Raw genomic sequence first — 19,096 nt, 5'->3', positions numbered from 1 at the left:
ACCCGCGCCGCGTCCGGGCGCCGCCCTGGCATGGGGTACCGGAAGGCGCGCGCCACGTCACGGCGGGGATCCGTCTTCGTGGGTGCGGCGCCAACTGTCCGCCCCGGAAAGGCCCCCGCACATCGGCAGAATCACCGGCCCTGCGCACACCGACCCACACCCCGCCCCGGGCTCCGCTCCGGAACCGGGCTCCGTACACGACGGCGAACGCCCCTTTCCCGCCCACATGCCTCCGGGACCATGTGCGAGCCCGCCCGGCGGAGCAGGACCGCGTCCGCCCGGCGGAACGAGACCCCGCCCCTCCCGCAGCAGGACGGCACCGGCGCACGGACCACGACCGTGCCCGCCCCGCCGCATGACCACAACACCGCGCCACCGCGCCACCTAACCGAACACGGCCCCGCCGGGCCCGGAAACGGCCACGGCCCGCACCCGGCAGCGAGGCTGCGGATGCGGGCCGTGGCGTGAGGAGCCGTACGTGCCGGTGGCCGCGTCGGGCAGCGGCCCGCCGACGGGCCGTGCGACCGGCGCGAGCCGGAGCCGACCGGAGGACCCCTGTTGAAGGCCCCCGGCCAGAGACGTCAGCGGACGGGATGCCCCGCCTCGCGCAGGGTCTCCTTGACCTCGCCGATCCGCAGGTCGCCGAAGTGGAAGACTGACGCGGCAAGCACCGCGTCGGCGCCCGCCCCGATGGCCGGCGGGAAGTGGCCGAGCCGGCCCGCGCCGCCGCTGGCGATCAGCGGAACGGTGACGTGCTTGCGTACCGCCTCGATCATCTCGATGTCGTAGCCGTCCTTCGTGCCGTCGGCGTCCATCGAGTTGAGCAGGATCTCGCCCGCGCCCAGCTCTGCGGCCCGGTGCGCCCACTCGACGGCGTCGATGCCGGTGCCCTGGCGGCCGCCGTGGGTGGTCACCTCGAAGGAACCGCTCTCGGTCCTGCGCGCGTCCACCGACAGCACGAGCACCTGCCGCCCGAACCGCTCCGCGATCTCGCGGATGAGCTCGGGGCGGGCGATGGCGGCCGTGTTGACTCCGACCTTGTCGGCGCCGGCCCGCAGCAGCTTGTCGACGTCCTCGGCGGTGCGGACACCGCCGCCGACCGTCAGCGGGATGAAGACCTGCTCGGCCGTGCGGCGCACCACGTCGTACGTGGTCTCACGGTTGCCCGAGGACGCGGTGATGTCCAGGAACGTGAGCTCATCGGCGCCCTCGGCGTCGTACACCTTGGCCATCTCGACGGGATCGCCCGCGTCCCGCAGGTTCTGGAAGTTGACGCCCTTGACGACCCGGCCGTTGTCCACGTCCAGGCAGGGAATCACTCGGACCGCCAGGGTCATGACCGCGTTTCTCCCTGCTCCGTGTTCTGCGTCCGGAACGCCTCCACCTCGACCTCGACCACCAGCCGGGGGTCCACCAGACCCTCGACGATGATCATGGAGGCGGCGGGGCGGATGCCGTCGAACAGCGTCTTGTGGGCGCGGCCGACCTCCTCGACGTCCCGGGCATGGGTGATGTGCATGTGGGTGCGGACGACGTCCTCGCGGCCCAGGCCGAGTCGCTCCAAGGCCGCGAACGCGACACCGAAGGCGGTGACCGTCTGCTCGTAGGGATCGTCCTCGACGACGTCGCCGTCGATGATCGAGCTGCAGCCGGACACCAGCACCAGGCCGTTCGGCAGCTCCACCGCGCGGGAGTACCCGAAGGCGTCCTCCGCCGGCGAGCCGGTCGAAAGGCGGCGTACGGCGCTCACCGGGCTACCGCCGCCAGGGCCTCTTCGAGGGTGAACGCCTTGGCGTACAGGGCCTTGCCGACGATGGAGCCCTCGACGCCGAGCGGCACGAGTTCGGCGATGGCCCGCAGGTCGTCCAGCGACGACACCCCGCCGGAGGCGACCACCGGGCGGTCGGTCGCCGCGCACACGTTGCGCAGGAGCTCCAGGTTCGGGCCCTGGAGCGTGCCGTCCTTGGCGATGTCCGTGACCACGTAGCGGGCGCAGCCCTCGGAGTCGAGGCGGGTCAGCGTCTCGTAGAGGTCGCCGCCGTCGCGGGTCCAGCCGCGGCCGCGCAGGGTCGTGCCGCGGACGTCGAGGCCGACGGCGATCTTGTCGCCGTGCTCGGCGATGACCTTGGCCACCCAGTCGGGGGTCTCCAGCGCGGCGGTGCCCAGGTTGACGCGGGTGCAGCCGGTGGCGAGCGCGGCGGCGAGGGTGTCGTCGTCGCGGATGCCGCCGGACAGCTCGACCTTGATGTCCATCGCCTTGGTGACCTCGGCGATCAGCGCGCGGTTGTCGCCGGTGCCGAACGCGGCGTCCAGGTCGACGAGGTGCAGCCACTCGGCGCCGGAGCTCTGCCAGGCGAGGGCGGCCTCCAGAGGGGAGCCGTAGGAGGTCTCGGTCCCGGACTCGCCGTGCACGAGACGGACGGCCTGCGCGTCGCGGACGTCGACGGCGGGGAGGAGTTCGAGCTTGCTCACAGTGTTCCGATCCAGTTGGAGAGGAGCTGGGCTCCGGCGTCGCCGGACTTCTCGGGGTGGAACTGGGTGGCCCACAGGGCGCCGTTCTCGACGGCGGCCACGAAGGGCTTGCCGTGCGTGGACCAGCTGACCAGGGGAGCGCGCAGCAGCGGGTTGCCGACTTCGAGCGACCAGTCGTGGACGGCGTAGGAGTGGACGAAGTAGAAGCGCGCGTCGGCGTCGAGGCCGGCGAAGGCCTCCGAGCCCTCCGGGGCGTCGACGGTGTTCCAGCCCATGTGGGGCACGACGTCGGCCTCCAGGGGCCCGACCGTGCCCGGCCACTCGTCCAGGCCCTCGGTCTCCACCCCGTGCTCGATGCCGCGGGTGAAGAGGATCTGCATGCCGACGCAGATGCCCATGACGGGGCGCCCGCCGGACAGCCGGCGGCCGATGATCCAGTCGCCGCGCGCCTCCTTGAGGCCCTGCATGCAGGCGGCGAAGGCGCCGACGCCCGGCACCAGCAGTCCGTCCGCGTTCATCGCGGCGTCGAAGTCGCGGGTGATCTCGACCTCGGCGCCCGCGCGGGCGAGGGCGCGCTCGGCGGAGCGTACGTTCCCGAAGCCGTAGTCGAAGACGACGACCTTCCTGGACTCGCTCAACTCCACACCTCCAGCCGCATGACGCCCGCGACGAGGCACATCGCGGCACCGATGGAGAGCAGCACGACGAGGCTCTTCGGCATGTCCTGCTTGACGAAGGAATAGATCCCTCCGGCGAGGAACAGACCGACGACGATGAGGATGCTGGAAAGGCCTGTCACAGTGCGCCCTTAGTGGAGGGGAGGATGCCGGCAGCGCGGGGGTCGCGCTCGGAGGCGTAACGCAGGGCCCGGGCCAGCGCCTTGAACTGGCACTCCACGATGTGGTGCGCGTTGCGTCCGTAGGGGACGTGCACGTGCAGGGCGATCTGGGCCTGGGCGACGAAGGACTCCAGGATGTGCCGGGTCATCGTCGTGTCGTACTCGCCGATCATCGGCGCCATGTTCTCGGGCTCGGTGTGCACGAGGTACGGGCGGCCGGACAGGTCGACGGTCACCTGGGCGAGCGACTCGTCCAGGGGGACGGTGCAGTTGCCGAAGCGGTAGATCCCGACCTTGTCGCCGAGGGCCTGCTTGAAGGCGGCGCCCAGGGCGAGGGCGGTGTCCTCGATCGTGTGGTGCGAGTCGATGTGCAGGTCGCCCTCGGTCTTCACGGTGAGGTCGAACAGACCGTGCCGGCCGAGCTGGTCGAGCATGTGGTCGTAGAAGCCGACGCCGGTGGCCACGTCGACCTTGCCGGAGCCGTCGAGATCGATCTCGACGAGGACCGACGTCTCCTTCGTCACCCGCTCCACGCGTCCTACGCGGTTCATGCGCTCTGCTCCTTCGGGGGTGTGGGGTTCTCCCCCACAGAGCCCAGTAGTTCACGTACCGCGTCGAGGAACGCGTCGTTTTCCTTGGGGGTTCCGGCGGAGACCCGCAGCCACCCCGGTACGCCGTTGTCCCGGACCAGGACGCCCTGGTCGAGGATGCGCCGCCAGGCCGCGTGGGTGTCGGCGAACCGGCCGAACTGCACGAAGTTCGCGTCCGACTCGGTCACCTCGCAGCCCATCGCGCGCAGTTCGGTGACCAGCCGGTCCCGTTCGGCCTTGAGCTGCTCCACGTACCCGAGGAGGGTGTCGGTGTGCTCCAGGGCCGCCAGCGCGGTCGCCTGGGTGACGGCCGACAGGTGGTACGGGAGCCGGACGAGCTGGACGGCGTCCACGACCGCCGGGTGGGCGGCGAGGTAGCCGAGGCGCAGTCCGGCCGCGCCGAAGGCCTTCGACATCGTCCGGGAGACGACGAGATTCGGCCGTCCTTCGAGCAGGGGCAGCAGCGAGTCGCCGTGGCTGAACTCGATGTAGGCCTCGTCGACGACGACCATGGACGGCTTCGCCGCCTGCGCGGCCTCGTAGAGCGCGAGGACCGTCTCGGGCGGGACCGCGTTGCCCGTGGGGTTGTTGGGGGTGGTGACGAAGACGACGTCCGGCCGGTTCTCGGCGATGGCCCGCTCGGCGGCGGCGAGGTCGATGGTGAAGTCCTCGCTCCGGGGACCGGAGATCCAGGCCGTGCCCGTGCCGCGCGCGATGAGCGCGTGCATCGAGTACGACGGCTCGAAACCGATCGCGCTGCGGCCGGGGCCGCCGAAGGTCTGGAGCAGTTGCTGGATGACCTCGTTGGAGCCGTTGGCGGCCCAGACGTTCTCCAGGCCGACCGGGTGCTTGCCGGTCTTCGTCAGATAGGCGGCCAGCTGGGTGCGCAGCTCCACCGCGTCCCGGTCGGGGTAGCGGTTGAGTCCGCGGGCGGCCTCGCGGACCCGCTCGGCGATCCGCTCGACGAGCGGCTCGGGCAGCGGGTACGGGTTCTCGTTCGTGTTCAGGCGTACGGGGACGTCGAGCTGGGGTGCGCCGTAGGGGGTCTTGCCGCGCAGCTCGTCCCGTACGGGGAGATCGTCGATGCCGGTCACTTGCCCTCGGGTACCTTCCAACCGAACCTTGCCTTGATCGCCGCGCCGTGCGCGGGCAGGTCTTCCGCCTCCGCCAGCGTCACCACGTGATGGGCGACGTCGGCGAGCGCGTCCTTCGTGTAGTCGACGATGTGGATGCCGCGCAGGAAGGACTGGACGGACAGGCCCGAGGAGTGACAGGCGCAGCCGCCGGTGGGCAGGACGTGGTTGGAGCCCGCCGCGTAGTCGCCGAGCGAGACCGGGGCCCAGGGGCCGACGAAGATCGCTCCGGCGTTCCTGACCCGGTCGGCGACGGCGGCCGCGTCCGCGGTCTGGATCTCCAGGTGCTCGGCGCCGTACGCGTCGACGACCCTCAGGCCCTCGTCGACGCCGTCGACGAGGACGATCGCGGACTGCCGGCCGCTCAGGGCCGGGACGATCCGGTCGTCGATGTGCTTGGTGGCCGCGACCTGCGGTGCCAGCTCCTTCTCGACGGCGTCCGCGAGGGCGACCGAGTCGGTGACGAGGACGGCGGCGGCGAGCGGGTCGTGCTCGGCCTGGCTGATCAGGTCGGCGGCGACGTGCGCCGGGTCGGCGGTGTCGTCCGCGAGGACCGCGATCTCGGTCGGGCCGGCCTCGGCGTCGATGCCGATCCTGCCGGTGAAGTAGCGCTTGGCCGCGGCGACCCAGATGTTGCCGGGACCGGTGACCATGTCGGCCGAGGGGCAGGACTCGGTGCCGTACGCGAACATCGCGACGGCCGTGGCGCCGCCGGCCGCGTACACCTCGTCGACGCCGAGCAGCGCGCAGGCGGCGAGGATCGTCGGGTGCGGCAGGCCGCCGAACTCGGACTGGGCCGGGGAGGCGAGCGCGATCGAGCCGACCCCGGCCTCCTGGGCCGGGACCACGTTCATGATCACGGACGACGGGTACACCGAGCGGCCGCCGGGCGCGTACAGCCCGACCCGGTCGACCGGCACCCACTTCTCGGTGACCGAGCCGCCGGGCACGACCTGGGTGGTGTGGGTCGTACGGCGCTGCTCGCGGTGGACGAGGCGGGTGCGGCGGATCGACTCCTCCAGGGCCGCGCGCACGTCCGGGTCGAGCTGTTCCAGGGCGTCGGCGAGGGCCTGGGCCGGAACGCGTACGGACTTGAGCCGTACTCCGTCGAACTTCTCCGCGTAGTCGATCAGTGCCGCGTCGCCCCGATGATGCACGGCCTCGCAGATCGGCCGCACCTTCTCCAGGGCGGCCGAGACGTCGAAGTCGGCTCGGGGCAGCAGGTCGCGCAGGGCGGGGCCCTCGGGGAGGGCGTCGCCGCGCAGATCGATTCGGGAGATCACGGACTCAATTCTCTCAGACCGCGGCAGGGCGCCGGACGCCCGTATCAATGGCTGATACAAGCCGGCTTCGCCTCCCGCGGAAGATCCCCTTCACCAGGAGCGTTCGCGCCGTCACTGAGCGGGCATTGCAGCACCGTACGGACCCGCGGGCAGCAGGGGAGGAAGTGACGTGCCGTGACCGAGGGTGACGGCCTGCGCGCCGGGGACCTTCCGGACGAGCTGACCGCCGCCGAGGCGGGGATGTGGCAGGCCTTCCGCAACGGCAGCGTGTACGACCTGCGCAGCGGGGACACGGCCGTCGACGACCCGCACGGCGGCCATCCCTGGGGGCCCGAGCGCAGCGTCCGGGCGCGGATCGTGGCCTGGCTGCTGCTCGACGGGCCGCCTGCCCTCCAGGGCCGGGTGGCCTCCCTGAAGCTGTCGGGCGTCCGGATCACCGGCGTGCTCGATCTCGCGGGCGGCGCGGTGGTGCCGTACGTGGAGATGAAGGGGTGCCGCTTCGAGAAGGAGGTGCTGCTGCCGGAGTCCCGGTTCACCACGCTGCGGCTGGTGGACTGCGCGGTGCCCCGGCTGGAGGCGGCCCGGCTGCACACCGAGGGCGATCTGCATCTGCCGCGCTGCCACTTCCACAACGGGGTGCGGCTGACCGACGCGCACATCGGCACGGATCTGCTGCTCAACCAGGCGGTCGTCTACCGGGACCGGCGCGGGCATTCGATCACCGGCGACGGCATGACCGTCGGACAGGACCTCCAGGCCGAGATGCTGGAGTCGCACGGCGAACTCAGTCTGCGCGGCGCGACCGTCGGCGTGTCGCTGAGCCTGCGCGGCAGCAGACTCAGCAATCCGTACACCCGGCTCGCCCTCAACGCCCCCCAGCTCACCGTCAACCGCACGCTCTACATGACCCCCGCGGGCCTCGGCAATCCGCTGGCGACCAGTGGCACCACCCCGGCGCGCGGCACCCTGGTGCAGCGGTTCGAGTGCCAGGGCGGGATCCGTCTGGACGACGGCCGCTTCGGTGACGCGGTCGACTTCGACCGGGCCCGTTTCAGCTTCGACGACGACCAGGAGCTGTCGCTGCTGCGGGTCCAGACGCCCGAGCTGCGTTTCCTCGGCGAGCGGCCCGAACGCGGCAAGGTCGTGCTGTCCGGAGCGCGGATCGTCAACCTGGTGGACCGGGCGTCCAGCTGGCCGGGCCCCGGCAGCCTGCACATGGGCGGCTTCACGTACGAGAACCTGGTCCCGCAGGGCGCCTTCCCGCTGACCCGGCGCCTGGAGTGGGTGGCGGCGGCCACCGCCGAGTACGCCCCGGAACCCTACGAGCGCCTCGCCGCCGTGCTGCGCGACTCCGGTGAGGACGAGGACGCCCGCGAGGTGCTGCTCGCCAAGCAGCGCCGCCGCCGCGAGACCCTGCCGCCGGCCGCCAAGCTCTGGGGCTACGCGCAGGACTGGACGGTCGCCTACGGATACCGGCCGGGCCGGGCCGCGCTGTGGATGGCGGTGCTGTGGGCGGCGACGTCGATCGCCTTCGCGCACGCCGATCACCGGCCGGTCAACACCGACGGGCACCCGGCGTGGAGCGCCTCGCTCTACGCCCTCGATCTGCTGCTGCCGGTCATCGACCTGGGCCAGGCGGGCTTCTGGCAACTGCGGGGCGGCTGGCAGTGGCTGGCCGCCGTGGTGGTCCTCCTCGGCTGGGTCCTGGCGACGACGGTGGCCGCCGGCGCCACCCGCCTCCTCCGCCGCGGCTGACACCACCCCGCACCCCCGGCACCCTGCGCCCCCTCCACGCTCACCACGCAGTCACCGCACAGGCGTCGCGCAGACACCGCACAGGCGGCTCACATCTGACGAGGCGACACGCTTTTACTCGTCCTTGACCCTGTGTCCTACAACCAATCGGCTTTACGAAAGCGTCACCGATCGCCTCTGGCACAGCCCCGACCTGCGGTTTTCAATGGTCGACACCATGGCACTGCTGAGCGCGATCCTCCGTACCGCCCGGATGGCACGGCACACCTCACGCCTCGCCGCCGGACTGCCGGCCGACGAGGAGGTGCTGCTCGACGCCCCCGACCACCGGCTGGGCCCGGCCCTGGTCGCCGCGGCCCAGGGCGACTACGCCCCCGCGGCCGGGCTGCTGGCCGCCACCCGCGAGTCCGCCGAGTGGGAGGACCGCGACCGGTACGCCGTACGCCTGGCCGCCTTCGCACGCTCCCGCGACGAATGGCTCCGGCGGTGGCAGGCCGACGGCCCGCACGACCCGGACGCCCTCCTCGTCCGGGCCGAACTGGCCGTCCGCCGCGGCTGGGAGTCCCCCGCACGGGTGGAACTGCTGCGCGAGGTCGGCCCGCTGATCATGTCCGCCGCCGAAGGCGATCCGCGCGACCCGGTGCCGTGGCGGATCGCACTCGACCACGCCCGCGGCACCAACGTCCGGCACACCGAGTTCGAGCAGCTGTGGGCGGAGGCCGTCCGGCGCTCCCCGCACCACTACGGCTGCCACGTGGCCGCCCTCCAGTACCTCTCCGCCGCCTGGTACGGCTCGCACAGCGAGTGCTTCGACTTCGCCGAGCCCGCCGCCCAGGACGCCCTGCCGGGCTCCCTGGTCCAGGCGCTGCCGGTGCGCGCGGCCTTCGCCTATCTGACCGAGGGCGGCGGTCCCGAGGTGCCGCGCGAGCGCCTGGACGCCGCCGCCGACCTCGCGATCTCGGTGTCCGCCGCCTACGCCGCCGCCGACCCCTGGCCCGCCGAGGTGCGCAACCTGCTGGCGTACGTCCTGGTCCGGCTGGAGCGCTGGCAGGACGCCCTGGAGCAGCTGCGCCTCATCGGGCCGTACGTGACCTCGTTCCCCTGGGCCAAGGTCTCCGACGACCCGCTCGGCCAGTACCTGGAACTGCGCGCCGGAGTCCGTCTGGAGGTCGCCTCGGGCCTTCCGCTGCGGAACGGCGGCCCCGGCCGGCTCCCGCGGATCGGGTACGGCGGACTCCTCCGCTCCGTCGACCATTAGGCTTTCCCGTCGTGACCACAGTCCGGCTCCCGCTCTTCCCCCTGAACTCGGTGCTCTTCCCCGGGCTCGTGCTTCCTCTGAACGTGTTCGAGGAGCGCTATCGCGCCATGATGCGCGAGCTGCTCAAGACGCCCGAGGACGAACCCCGCCGCTTCGCCGTCGTCGCCATCCGCGACGGCCATGAGGTCTCGCCCAGCGCGCCCGGCATGCCCGACGCGACCGCCGTGCCCGAGCGCGGGCCCGCCGCCGGGTTCGGTGACGATCCGCTCGCGGCCTTCCACGAGGTGGGCTGCATCGCCGACGCCGCGACCGTCCGGGAGCGCGCCGACGGCAGCTTCGAGGTGCTGGCGACCGGCACGACACGGGTCCGGCTGCTGTCGGTGGACGCCTCCGGGGCGTTCCTGACGGCCGAGCTGGAGGAGCTTCCGGAGGACCCGGGCGACGAGGCAGGCGCGCTCGCCGAGGGTGTCCTGCGGGCCTTCCGGCAGTACCAGAAGCGGCTGGCCGGAGCGCGCGAGCGCTCGCTGTCGACCGGCGCGGACCTGCCGGACGAGCCGGCGGTCGTCTCCTATCTCGTCGCCGCCGCCGTGATGCTGGACGTCCCGGCCCGCCAGCGGCTGCTCCAGGCCCCGGACACCGCGGCCCGGCTGCGCGAGGAGCTGAAGGTGCTGCGCGCGGAGACGGCCATCATCCGTAATCTGCCGTCGTTGCCCGCGTCGGACCTGACGCGCGGCCCGACGAGCCTGAACTGACGCTTGCGAGACGACCGATGGCCAAGAAGGCGAAGAAGCAGTCCGGCGGCACCCCCGCCACGGTGGCGCTGACGGAGGCGGGTGTCCCGTTCACCGTCCACGCCTACGAGCACGATCCCTCCCACCCGTCCTACGGCGAGGAGGCGGCCGAGGCGATGGGCGTGTCGCCGGAGCGGGTCTTCAAGACCCTGGTGGCGGACGTGGACGGCGCGCTCGTGGTCGCGGTCGTCCCGGTGGCGGGGTCGCTCGACCTGAAGGCCCTCGCCACGGCGGTGGGCGGCAAGCGGGCGGTCATGGCCGACCCGGCGGCGGCCGAGCGCACGACGGGGTACGTCCGCGGCGGCATCTCGCCCCTCGGGCAGCGCAAGAAGCTCCGTACCGTCCTGGACTCCTCTGCCTCCGGGCACGCCACGATCTGCGTCTCGGCGGGCCGCCGCGGCCTGGAGGTCGAGCTCTCCCCCGCCGACCTCGGACGGCTCACGGAGGCGGTGTCCGCGGCCGTCGGACGGATGTGACCGGCCTTCGACGTCCGGGGGCGGCACGGCCCGCGCGGCCCCTCGACGGATGCGTCTTCCTCGGTTAAGCACGAAGGGCATGTCGAAGAGAACGCGCAAACGCAAGTGGCGCATCAAGAAGGGCCGCTCCAACCACGGCCGCCGTCCCGCCTGACCCACGCCGTACGCGGAAGGGCCGGCGCGGCGGCCGCTCTCACGGCGTCCGCGCCGGCCCTGACGCTCCGAGGCTCTGTGCTCTGCGCCCGGCCCTAGGCGGCCGGAGGCCCCTGCTGCGGCGGTGCGGCCGGGTAGGGCTTCTGCTGGTACGGGTCGGGGTCGCGGGGACCGAACAGGGCCATGAGGCCGAGGTGGACCACCAGGGCGCTCAGGGACCACGCCAGCAGCGCGCCCTTGGCCCCGAGCTTCAGCGGCGCGGGGAACGTGACGCCCTTGCCGACGGCCTTGGCGTGCGCGACGACGTTCTGCGTGGGTCCGAGCCAGATGCCGACCCGCCAGGCGAGCAGCGAGCCGAGCAGGCCCCCCAGGGCGAGCGCGATCACCAGCGGCACGCCGCCACGCCGTCGCACGAGGAACACGACCAGGGCGCTCAGCGCTCCGAAGCCGAGCGCGAGCAGCGTGAAGGTTCCGTCGACACCGATCGCCTGCTCCCCCTCGGTGTCCTTCAGGTACACCGCGGTGGCGTCCGCGACCAGCGGCACGTGGGGTGCCAGCCAGGCCCAGAGCACCCCGAGCAGAGCCCCGGCGACGGCGACCACGACCGTGATCACGGCGGCCTCCAGCACTTCGGTCTTCATGCCGGGGCCGTCCTGTCCGTAGGAGACCCCGTACGCGCCCGGGTACACGGGGTGACCCGCGGAGCCGGGGGCGGGCTGGGTCTGCCAGGCAGCGTACGGTTGCCGCCGGTCCTCGGGGGACGGTTCGTGCGGCGGCGGAGGGGGAGTCAGCGGAGCGGTCACCCTGCCATCGTGCCAGGCCCCGCTGTGCGCCGCGTCACCGGAGCCGCGTCACCGCACGGCGGCCCGGCGGTAGGCCCAGGCCGCGAGGGCCAGCGAGACCACGCCGACCGCCCCGCAGACGGCGAGATCGGCGAGGACGGCCGCCCAGTCGGGACGCGCCCCGAAGGTGCGGGCGAAGGCCTCGACACCGTAGGTGGAGGGCAGCAGGTCTCGGAGGTACTGCACCGGGGCCGGCATCCGGTCCGCCGGGAGAACGCCCAGCAGCAGGGCCGCGGACATGCCCATCTGGCCGAGCAGGGTGGCCAGCTCGGGCCGCGGCGCGAGCAGCCCGAACGCGGCGCCGAGCCCGGCGAGCGCGGCGCCCGCGAGCGGGACGACGGCGGCCAGCACCCACAGATGGGCCACCGGCAGCCCGAAGAGCAGGCAGCCGGACACGGCCGTGACGAGGGTGCCGGGCACGGTGAAGGACGCGTACGCGGCCGCGGCCCCGAGCACCACGGCCGCCGGCGGGACCGGCAGCGTCGCGTAGTGGTCGAGCCCGCCGCTCGCCCGCAGCTGCCCGAAGTACTGCGCGAGCAGGTTGAGGGCGACGAAGGCGACGACCAGGACCGTGGAGCCGGCGACCACGGCTCTCGCCTCGGCGCCTCCGTCCACCACCCCGCGCATCATGATCATGATGCCGAGGGACTGGAAGGTGGCCACGAACAGCAGCGGGATCCGGGCGACACGGGCCCGGGAGAGCTGCGCCCGGTACACGGCGGCCAGCGAGGGCCACAGCCGCGCCCGCGGCCCCAGCTCCGCGGCCGCGCCGGCGTCCTCGGCCAGGGGCAGCGCGCTGCCCGGCAGAACTCCAACGGGTACGGCACTCACGTCGAACTGCTCCCCTTCGTCGGCAGCCGTCCTGTTCCGCTCACGTACGACGCCCCCCTCCCGTACGGATTCCACGCCCTGGACACTCACGCCTTCACCAGTCCCTGCGTCGCGTGGCCGCCGAGCGCCAGGTACACGTCCTCCAGGCTCGGCGTGGCCAGGGTGAAGTCGTCGAGCGCGGCGAAGGCGGCTCCGCCGGTGACCGTGGCGACGGCCGCGCGGGCCTCCTCGGGCGCGAGCCGCAGCGTCCAGCGGCGGCCCGACTCGACGGCGCGGGCCCGCAGCGCGGCGACCTCGGGGACGTGCAGCGGGGCGGCCTCGCGCCAGACGAGTTCGACCCGCACCTCGCCCGCGACCTGTTCCTTGAGCCCGGCCGGCGTGTCGCAGGCGATGACCCGTCCCTCGTCGAGGACGGCGACCCGGTCGAGGACCGTCTCGGCCTCGATGACGTTGTGGGTGACGAGCAGGACCGTGGCACCCTGTTCGGCGCGGCGCCGGTCGACGGCGGCCCACACGGCGCGCCGGGCGACGGGGTCCATGCCGGTGGTGGGCTCGTCGAGGACGAGCAGCGGGCGCCGCCCGACGAGGGCCGCGGCGAAGCAGGCGAGCCGGCGCTGTCCGCCGGAGAGTTTCTTCAGCGGGCGGGAGGCGAGCGCGGTCAGACCCAGTTCGTCGAGGACCGCGTCGCGCTCGGCGCGTGCCGCGCGGAGGTCGAGGCCGCGCAGCCGCCCGGTCGTCTCGGCGGCGAGCGACACGGTCAGCTCGTCCAGGGCGGTGGACTCCTGCCCGAGGTAGGCGAGGAGGCGGGCCGCCCGCTCGGGGTGGCGCACGATGTCGTGTCCGAGGATCTCGATGCTGCCGCCGTCGGGGCGCATCAGCCCGGTGAGCTGGCGGACGAGGGTGGACTTTCCGGCGCCGTTCGGCCCGAGCAGCCCGAAGATCTCGCCCCGGCGGATGTCCAGACGTACTCCGTCGGTGGCTCTGACCTCGGGTGTCGCGGGTGTGCCGCGGCGGGCGCGGACGGCCGGATAGGTCTTGGTCAGACCTCGCACGGCGCACACGACATCGCCCTTTTGTCCCGTCGGGGCCGTCTGTGCCGTGCGCGTACTCACGAAGGACGAGAGTACGTGGTCCGGCGCCCCGCGATGCGATCGGGGCCTTGGCGGGGCCCGGGCGCGGGCCCCCGCGGCCCTTGTCCGCGGCCGGGGATCACTCCCCCGCGGGCGCGTGCTCCGTCGCGGTGCGTACGTCGATCTCCCGCCAGAATCCGGCGCGGATCGCGTAGCGGTCGTGCTCGTCGATCTGGTCGTCCTTGTGCGCGAGCAGGCCGAAGCGGGCTGCGTAACGCAGCAGTTCGCCGTCCACCCGATGGGGGACCCGCGGGTACATCGTCGACAGCTTCTGCAGGTGGCCCGGGTCGGTGAGGCGACCCATCCAGCGGCGCGCGAAGACCTGGCCCACCTCGTACGGGTCGCCGCCGACCGTGGTGATGTCCTCCTCGCGGTCCGCCCACCGCTGCTCGGCGGAGGTGAGCTGGGCGAGGGTGGGCAGCGCGGCGGCCTCGGGGGACTCCGTGGTGCCGCCGGGCCGGTCGACCCAGCCCTTGTCCGAGGACCAGCGCAGTGTGGCGTTGGCGGGGTGCTGGGCGGGCTGGGTGCCCGGTCCGCGGAGCGCGGCCAGGTCCTTCGGGGTGGGGACTCCCTTGGCGGAGGGAATCCGTTCCTGCGTGCCGTTCGGCGATTCGGCCGCCTGGTGGTGCTCGGTCTCCTGGGCGGAGCGCTCGGCGGCGGCCGCGAGCGCGGACTCGGGCAGCGGTGCGGAGAGGATGGCGGCGATCTCGGGGCGCGGTGCGGGCGGCGGGGCGCAGACCCCGCCGGTCTCCTTGGCGCGGACCGCCTTGATGATCCAGGCCCGGTCGAGCACCCGCCGCTCGTCGGCCTCGGCCACCAGGTCCTCGGACTGGTTGTAGTCGCCGTCCGCGGCCTGCACGGCCCACAGGTGTACGGCCACCCCGTGCTCCTTGGCGGCCATCATGCCCGGGAGCAGATCACCGTCGCCCGTCACGAGGACGATGTCGGAGCAGGCGCGGTTGCGCGCGAGCTCGGTCAGCTCGGCGTGCATGGCGGCGTCCACGCCCTTCTGGGCCCACCGTCCGTCGCTGCGGGTCAGCGCGCCCAGGCGCACCGTGACCCGGGGCATCACGCGCAGCCTGCGGTGTTCGGGCTGCGGTACGCGGTCGGGGGCGCCGTCGAACCAGTAGATGCGCAGCAGGGGCCGTTCGGTGTCGGACTCGGCGCGCTCGCGCAGGCCCTGGATGAGGGCGGTGTGGTCGACGGTGATCCGGGATCGGGACGGCTCCCCGGCGAGGAGACTGGCGGCGGCCCCGAGCAGATACCCGGCGTCCACCAGGACGATGCAGCGGTCCACGCGATCCACCCTCTTTCCGGGAGGTTTGCTTCGGGCTTCCTTGGAGTCTGCCCGACCGTGCGGAGGTTAACGGCCGGAACTCGATCTTCGGCGTGGCGGATCGGAAGAACACCTGCCGACAGGTCTTATTACGCACGGTAATTCTACGAAATGCGCTGCTTGTCAGCCTATGTGAATCTGGTCGCGGCCCTGGCCCCTAGATCCCCCTCAGGAGGCAGATCACCATGGCCAAGAACAAGAATCGCAAGCAGGGCGGCCATCAGGACCGCTCCTCGCAGGCCGAGCGTGCGCAGGAGCAGGCCCAGCGGTCGTCGGCGCAGGCACAGCAGTCGCCGATGTCGCAGGCCCAGGGCAGCCCCGCTGATGTTGCCCGTAAGCATCAGAGGCGTTTCGGCCACAACTGAGGCCGCCGCGCGGGCCGTCGAGGCCCACACACGTGTCGAGGGGCGCATCCGGTACCGGATGCGCCCCTCGACACGTGTGTGTTGTCGCCGCCTTCGGCGCCCGGTGGTCAGCCGGCCAGGCAGGCCGGGCCGAGCAGCACCTTCAGGTCGCCGAAGAGCGCCGGGTCCGGCTTCACCCGGTGCCGGTCCAGCCGCAGCACGGTGGTCCTGCTCGGGCCCTGGAGCCGGATGCGGACCTCGCTCTCACCCTTGTGGTGGCTGAGGATCTCGCCGAGACGGCTGACCATCGGCGGAGTCACCTTCAGCGCCGGGATGGTGAGGATCACGGGCGCGTTGGTGCCCGCGTTCGACAGGTCCGGGACCTGGAGTTCCATGGCGACCAGCCGCGGCACGTCCTCGCGCTTGTCGAGGCGCCCCTTGACGAAGACGACCGCGTCCTCGACCAGTTGGGTCGACACGAGCTGGTAGGTCGCGGGGAAGAACATGCACTCGATGGTGCCCGCGAGGTCCTCCACGGTGGCGATCGCCCAGGCGTTGCCCTGCTTGGTCATCTTGCGCTGGAGGCCCGAGATGATGCCGCCGATGGTGACGACCGCGCCGTCGGCGTGCTCGCCGCCGGTGAGCTGGGAGATGCCCGCGTCGGCCTTGTCGGACAGGACGTGCTCCAGGCCGAAGAGCGGGTGGTCGGAGACGTACAGGCCGAGCATCTCCCGCTCCTGGGCGAGCAGGTAGGCCTTGTCCCACTCGTCGGTGGTGAACTCCACGTCGAGTCCGAAGCCGGGCTCGCTGGTGTCCTCGTCCCCCATGCCGCCGAAGAGGTCGAACTGCCCCTCGGCCTCCTTGCGCTTGACCGCCACCACGTTGTCGATCATCGGTTCGAACTGCGCGGTGAGGCCCTTGCGGGTGTGCCCCATCGTGTCGAACGCGCCCGCCTTGATCAGTGATTCCGTGGTGCGCTTGTTGCAGGCGACCGCCTCGACCTTGTCGAGGTAGTCCGGGAAGGAGGCGTACTTCCCCTTGGCCTTGCGGCTGCGGATGATCGACTCGACGACGTTCGTGCCGACGTTGCGGACGGCCGAGAGGCCGAAGAGGATCACGTCGTCGCCCTGGGCGGCGAAGTTCTGCTCGGACTCGTTCACGTTGGGCGGGAGCACCTTGATGCCCATGCGCCGGCACTCGTTGAGGTAGACGGCCGACTTGTCCTTGTCGTCCTTGACCGAGGTGAGCAGCGCGGCCATGTACTCGGCCGGGTAGTTCGCCTTCAGGTAACCGGTCCAGTACGAGACGAGTCCGTACGCGGCGGAGTGCGCCTTGTTGAAGGCGTAGCCGGCGAAGGGGACCAGCACGTCCCACAGCGCCTGGATCGCCTCGTCGCTGTAGTTGTTCTTGCGGGCGCCCTCCTGGAAGAGGACGAAGTTCTTCGCCAGCTCGTCAGGCTTCTTCTTGCCCATGACGCGGCGCAGGATGTCGGCCTCGCCGAGCGAGTACCCGGCGATGATCTGGGCGGCCTTCTGGACCTGCTCCTGGTAGACGATCAGGCCGTAGGTGACGGCCAGCACCTCTTCGAGGGGCTTCTCCAGCTCCTTGTGGATCGGCGTGATCTCCTGGCGGCCGTTCTTGCGCTCCGCGTAGTTGATGTGCGAGTTCATGCCCATCGGGCCCGGGCGGTACAGGGCCGAGACGGCGGAGATGTCCTCGAAGTTGTCGGGCTGCATCTGGCGGAGCAGCGAGCGCATCGGACCGCCGTCGAACTGGAAGACGCCGAGGGTGTCACCGCGGCAGAGCAGTTCGAAGGTCTTGGGGTCGTCCAGCGGGAGGGCGAGCATCTCCAGGTCGATGCCCTTGTTGGCCTTCACCATCTTGATGGCGTCGTCCATGATCGTGAGGTTGCGCAGGCCGAGGAAGTCCATCTTGAGCAGGCCCAGCGACTCGCACTGGGGGTAGTCCCACTGAGTGATGGTCACGCCGTCGGTGTGCCGCACCCAGATCGGGGCGTGGTCGACGATGGGCTCGCTGGACATGATCACGCCGGCGGCGTGCACGCCCATCTGCCGGACCAGGCCCTCGACGCCCTTGGCGGTGTCGATGACCTTCTTCACGTCGGGCTCGTTCTCGTACATCCCGCGGATCTCGCCGGCCTCGCCGTAGCGGGGGTGCGAGGGGTCGGTGATGCCGTTCAGGTCGATGCCCTTGCCGAGGACGTCGGCGGGCATCGCCTTGGTGAGCCGGTCGCCCATCGCGTACGGGTAGCCCAGCACGCGCGCGGAGTCCTTGATGGCGTTCTTCGCCTTGATCTTGCCGTACGTGCCGATCATGGCGACCTTGTCGGCGCCGTACTTCTCGGTCACGTACCTGATCACCTCGACGCGCCTGCGCTCGTCGAAGTCGATGTCGACGTCGGGCATGGAGACGCGCTCGGGGTTGAGGAACCGCTCGAAGATCAGGCCGTGCGGGATCGGGTCGAGGTCGGTGATGCCCATGGCGTACGCGACGATCGAGCCGGCCGCGGAACCACGGCCCGGTCCCACCGCGATGCCCTGCTTCTTGGCCCACATGATGAAGTCGGCGACGACGAGGAAGTACCCGGGGAACCCCATCTGGATGATGACGTCCATCTCGTACTCGGCCTGCTTCTGGCGGTCCTCGGGGACGCCGCCGGGGAAGCGGCGCTCCATGCCGCGGCGCACCTCCTCCTGGAACCAGGTGACCTCGGTGAAGCCGTCCGGGATGTCGAACTTCGGCATGAGGTTCTTCGCCTCGAACATGCCGGTCGTGTCGATCTGCTCGGCCACCAGGAGGGTGTTGGCGCAGCCCTCCTGCCAGGCGTCCGAGGAGTCGACGGCGTACATCTCGTCCGTCGTCTTCAGGTAGTAGCCGGTGCCGTCGAAGCGGAAGCGGTCCGGGTCGGAGAGGTTCTTGCCGGTCTGGATGCACAGCAGGGCGTCGTGCGCGGTCGCCTCGTGCGCGTACGTGTAGTGCGAGTCGTTCGTCACCAGGGGCGGGATGCCGAGCTTCTTGCCGATCTCCAGGAGTCCGTCGCGGACCCGGCGCTCGATCTCGATGCCGTGGTCCATCAGCTCCAGGAAGTAGCGGTCCTTGCCGAAGATGTCCTGGTACTCGGCGGCCGACTTCAGGGCCTCGTCGAACTGGCCGAGGCGCAGCCGGGTCTGGAGCTCGCCCGAGGGGCAGCCGGTGGAGGCGATGAGCCCCTCGGACCACTGGGAGATCGTCTCCTTGTCCATCCGGGGCCACTTCTGGAGCCAGCCCTCGGCGTACGCGTCCGAGGAGAGCTTGAAGAGGTTGTGCAGGCCCGTCCGGTTCGCCGCCCAGATCGTCTTGTGCGTGTAGCCGCCCGAACCGGACACGTCGTCGCGCTTCTGGTGCGGCTGGCCCCACTGGATCTTGCGCTTGTTGCGCCGGGACTCCGGGGCGACGTACGCCTCGATGCCGATGATCGGGGTGACGCCGGCCTTCTTCGCCGTGTGGAAGAAGTCATAGGCCCCGTGGAGGTTGCCGTGGTCGCTCATCGCGATATGGGTCATGCCCATCTCGTTGCAGGCGTCGAACATGTCCTTGAGCCGCGCGGCACCGTCCAGCAGCGAGTACTGGGTGTGGACGTGCAGGTGCGTGAACGGCGGCTTCGACACGGTTTCGGCCTCCAGGAAGAACCATCGGTTACAGGCTGCGGACAGTCTGGGGGGTCAGCGTCGAAGTCTATGACGCGGGACTGACACTCGGCGGAGCATCGTCCGTACCGTCGTACGGGGGCCCGTCGTCCGGGGTGTGCGTTCGCCGCCGGAACCCGGGCACTCCGGCGTATGTTCGTCCGTTGGAAGTGGACGG

The 19,096-nt window shown here is 71.6% G+C and carries 18 protein-coding genes; 5 read left to right on the top strand and 13 right to left on the bottom strand.

The genetic code is table 11. The annotated features are described in order from the left end of the window. Nucleotides 1–581: 581 nt before the first annotated feature. Genes hisF through hisD form a run of 8 tightly spaced genes read right to left on the bottom strand, consistent with a single transcriptional unit; the run spans nt 582 to nt 6,316 of the window. Nucleotides 582–1,337: an imidazole glycerol phosphate synthase subunit HisF gene (gene hisF, locus ACFYYF_RS24385; RefSeq protein ID WP_388779053.1), complete on the bottom strand. Its 756-nt coding sequence runs from the start codon at nt 1,335–1,337 to the stop codon at nt 582–584. Next, on the bottom strand, nt 1,334–1,750 hold the full coding sequence (locus ACFYYF_RS24380; protein WP_388779051.1) for a RidA family protein: 417 nt from the start codon (nt 1,748–1,750) through the stop codon (nt 1,334–1,336). The genes hisF and ACFYYF_RS24380 overlap by 4 nt, the downstream gene beginning before the upstream one ends. Next, a complete protein-coding gene (gene priA, locus ACFYYF_RS24375; RefSeq protein ID WP_388779048.1) occupies nt 1,747–2,472 on the bottom strand; it encodes a bifunctional 1-(5-phosphoribosyl)-5-((5-phosphoribosylamino)methylideneamino)imidazole-4-carboxamide isomerase/phosphoribosylanthranilate isomerase PriA in 726 nt (241 codons plus the stop codon). The genes ACFYYF_RS24380 and priA overlap by 4 nt, the downstream gene beginning before the upstream one ends. After that, entirely contained in the window at nt 2,469–3,116 is a 648-nt protein-coding gene (gene hisH, locus ACFYYF_RS24370; RefSeq protein WP_388779046.1) for an imidazole glycerol phosphate synthase subunit HisH, read from the bottom strand. The genes priA and hisH overlap by 4 nt, the downstream gene beginning before the upstream one ends. After that, a complete protein-coding gene (locus ACFYYF_RS24365) occupies nt 3,107–3,271 on the bottom strand; it encodes a hypothetical protein (RefSeq protein ID WP_037623340.1) in 165 nt (54 codons plus the stop codon). Before ACFYYF_RS24365 ends, hisH begins: the two co-directional genes overlap by 10 nt. Continuing rightward, the gene (gene hisB, locus ACFYYF_RS24360) at nt 3,268–3,861 is read right to left on the bottom strand and encodes an imidazoleglycerol-phosphate dehydratase HisB (protein ID WP_037623339.1); all 594 of its coding nucleotides are present in this window, start codon (nt 3,859–3,861) and stop codon (nt 3,268–3,270) included. Before hisB ends, ACFYYF_RS24365 begins: the two co-directional genes overlap by 4 nt. Beyond that, nucleotides 3,858–4,994, bottom strand: a complete 1,137-nt coding sequence (locus tag ACFYYF_RS24355) for a histidinol-phosphate transaminase (protein ID WP_388779043.1) — start codon at nt 4,992–4,994, stop codon at nt 3,858–3,860. The genes hisB and ACFYYF_RS24355 overlap by 4 nt, the downstream gene beginning before the upstream one ends. After that, nucleotides 4,991–6,316 (bottom strand): histidinol dehydrogenase, encoded by a 1,326-nt coding sequence (hisD, locus tag ACFYYF_RS24350; RefSeq protein ID WP_388779040.1) that lies wholly within the window; start codon nt 6,314–6,316, stop codon nt 4,991–4,993. Before hisD ends, ACFYYF_RS24355 begins: the two co-directional genes overlap by 4 nt. 174 nt (nt 6,317–6,490) lie before the next feature. Here hisD and ACFYYF_RS24345 point away from each other — a divergent pair, with 174 nt between their 5' ends. The 4 genes from ACFYYF_RS24345 to ybaK all read left to right on the top strand — a co-directional run bounded on the left by ACFYYF_RS24345 (nt 6,491) and on the right by ybaK (nt 10,596). Then, nucleotides 6,491–8,071 carry an oxidoreductase gene (locus ACFYYF_RS24345; RefSeq protein ID WP_388779038.1) on the top strand — a complete coding sequence of 527 codons (1,581 nt, stop codon included), beginning with the start codon at nt 6,491–6,493 and terminating at the stop codon, nt 8,069–8,071. 205 nt (nt 8,072–8,276) lie between these two features. Further along, nucleotides 8,277–9,329: a hypothetical protein gene (locus ACFYYF_RS24340; protein ID WP_388779035.1), complete on the top strand. Its 1,053-nt coding sequence runs from the start codon at nt 8,277–8,279 to the stop codon at nt 9,327–9,329. An 11-nt stretch (nt 9,330–9,340) separates the two neighbouring features. Then, a complete protein-coding gene (locus tag ACFYYF_RS24335; RefSeq protein WP_361694070.1) occupies nt 9,341–10,081 on the top strand; it encodes an LON peptidase substrate-binding domain-containing protein in 741 nt (246 codons plus the stop codon). Between the two features lie 17 nt (nt 10,082–10,098). After that, on the top strand, nt 10,099–10,596 hold the full coding sequence (gene ybaK / locus ACFYYF_RS24330; RefSeq protein ID WP_361694068.1) for a Cys-tRNA(Pro) deacylase: 498 nt from the start codon (nt 10,099–10,101) through the stop codon (nt 10,594–10,596). 248 nt (nt 10,597–10,844) lie between these two features. Here the strand turns inward: ybaK and ACFYYF_RS24325 are convergent, their stop codons facing one another. From ACFYYF_RS24325 to ACFYYF_RS24310, 4 genes are all read right to left on the bottom strand, one after another. After that, nucleotides 10,845–11,552, bottom strand: coding sequence for an AAA family ATPase (locus ACFYYF_RS24325; protein WP_388779031.1), 708 nt, complete (start codon nt 11,550–11,552; stop codon nt 10,845–10,847). A gap of 48 nt (nt 11,553–11,600) precedes the next feature. After that, entirely contained in the window at nt 11,601–12,422 is an 822-nt protein-coding gene (locus tag ACFYYF_RS24320) for an ABC transporter permease (RefSeq protein ID WP_388779215.1), read from the bottom strand. Nucleotides 12,423–12,508: 86 nt separating this feature from the next. Further along, a complete protein-coding gene (locus ACFYYF_RS24315) occupies nt 12,509–13,483 on the bottom strand; it encodes an ABC transporter ATP-binding protein (RefSeq protein WP_388779213.1) in 975 nt (324 codons plus the stop codon). Between the two features lie 148 nt (nt 13,484–13,631). Continuing rightward, nucleotides 13,632–14,849, bottom strand: coding sequence for an NYN domain-containing protein (locus ACFYYF_RS24310; protein ID WP_365491045.1), 1,218 nt, complete (start codon nt 14,847–14,849; stop codon nt 13,632–13,634). 224 nt (nt 14,850–15,073) lie between these two features. Here ACFYYF_RS24310 and ACFYYF_RS24305 point away from each other — a divergent pair, with 224 nt between their 5' ends. Beyond that, nucleotides 15,074–15,253, top strand: a complete 180-nt coding sequence (locus ACFYYF_RS24305) for a hypothetical protein (protein ID WP_103554547.1) — start codon at nt 15,074–15,076, stop codon at nt 15,251–15,253. Nucleotides 15,254–15,360: 107 nt separating this feature from the next. On the opposite strand, the gene dnaE is transcribed toward ACFYYF_RS24305, so the two are convergent. Then, nucleotides 15,361–18,900, bottom strand: a complete 3,540-nt coding sequence (gene dnaE / locus ACFYYF_RS24300) for a DNA polymerase III subunit alpha (protein WP_361686221.1) — start codon at nt 18,898–18,900, stop codon at nt 15,361–15,363. Nucleotides 18,901–19,096 lie beyond the last annotated feature (196 nt).

Source organism: Streptomyces sp. NPDC001914, from assembly GCF_042891215.1.
Lineage (GTDB): Bacteria > Actinomycetota > Actinomycetes > Streptomycetales > Streptomycetaceae > Streptomyces.
Note: the sequence above shows the minus strand (reverse complement) of the source record. Positions and strands in the feature narration are given on the sequence as shown.

Excerpts from the sequence above, each read along its gene's own strand:
- hisF (WP_388779053.1), bottom strand. The coding sequence starts at position 1,337 with ATGACCCTGGCGGTCCGAGTGATTCCCTGCCTGGACGTGGACAACGGC.
- hisB (WP_037623339.1), bottom strand. The coding sequence starts at position 3,861 with ATGAACCGCGTAGGACGCGTGGAGCGGGTGACGAAGGAGACGTCGGTC.
- ACFYYF_RS24340 (WP_388779035.1), top strand. The coding sequence starts at position 8,277 with ATGGTCGACACCATGGCACTGCTGAGCGCGATCCTCCGTACCGCCCGG.
- ybaK (WP_361694068.1), top strand. The coding sequence starts at position 10,099 with ATGGCCAAGAAGGCGAAGAAGCAGTCCGGCGGCACCCCCGCCACGGTG.
- ACFYYF_RS24305 (WP_103554547.1), top strand. The coding sequence starts at position 15,074 with ATGGCCAAGAACAAGAATCGCAAGCAGGGCGGCCATCAGGACCGCTCC.